Below are 1,035 nucleotides of genomic sequence, written 5' to 3' on the forward strand. Positions count from 1 at the left end.
CCTGAATCTCATCTGGAATCGACCAAAGCTGCAATTTTTGCCGCTGTAGAAGGAGGTTGTTATGTATTTAATTTAGTCTGTAAACATTTTGATTTATAAAAAATTAATAAATTTTTCTCGTTAGATTTGATATTTCTAGACTTGAAAATATTATATGTTAAAATTAATTCTAAAGATGTAATGATTATAATTTCTAATGTTTTTATAAGAATTTATTGTAATTTTTACATTTTAATGAATAAGATTAAAAAGTTGTATATATATGAATTTAAGTAAGTATGATTATTTTATTAATCCTTCTTGTATAAAAATGATATTAGGTGAGATATTTTTATTAATATTTCTTTCTGCTGGTACATTATTTTTATTTCCGTCTGTTTTTGAATCGAACGCTTTACAAGTATATTATTTTGATTTTAATATATCATTATATTATTTATATCCAGTAGTCTTAGGTTTTTTTTGTATTATTGCTATAATAATAAAGATTTTCAAAACTTATCGTTACACTGTGTTTAGCTTTTCTTTTAAGGAGAACTTAATAAAACTGAATATATGTTGGTTCTTAACTGTTACTGTTAAAGACTTTGAAGTTGTAGTTGGTGAATCCTATCGTATTCAGTATAGAAATGGTTTTAAAAAAGAGTTTTTCGATTGCGTGGGTATCAAAAGCTCTAAATCGATATATCTTATTCCAGTAGTGGTCGATAAAAAGAATGAATTAATAAAAATTTTATCAGATCATATTGAAGAAAATTTTATTAAGATAAACTGAATTATAAAAAACCTAAATATTTATTAATTCTTAATAGTTAAAGTGATTAAAATATAGAGTAGAATTATAATATTTCTTTCTTGATGATTCTTATAATAAGAAGATTTAAATTTTTTTATAATATATTTTGAGATAGCTTGTATTTTATTTATGATATTATGAAATAACTTGAACTACTTTGATTTTTGGCAGTAAGTTAATGCTTAAACTAATTTGTTACGTACCTGAATCTCATCTGGAATCGACCAAAGCTGCAATTT

1 protein-coding gene is annotated in these 1,035 nt (G+C 22.8%); it reads left to right on the plus strand.

Features of this window, described 5'->3' with window-relative positions; all coding sequences use genetic code 11:
* Positions 1-262: 262 nt before the first annotated feature.
* Positions 263-775, plus strand: coding sequence for a hypothetical protein (locus ADA42_RS01885; protein ID WP_004948679.1), 513 nt, complete (start codon positions 263-265; stop codon positions 773-775).
* Positions 776-1,035 lie beyond the last annotated feature (260 nt).

The sequence above is a fragment of the Acinetobacter sp. 243_ASPC genome (assembly GCF_001054715.1).
Lineage (GTDB): Bacteria > Pseudomonadota > Gammaproteobacteria > Pseudomonadales > Moraxellaceae > Acinetobacter > Acinetobacter soli.

Excerpts from the sequence above, each read along its gene's own strand:
- ADA42_RS01885 (WP_004948679.1), top strand. The coding sequence starts at position 263 with ATGAATTTAAGTAAGTATGATTATTTTATTAATCCTTCTTGTATAAAA.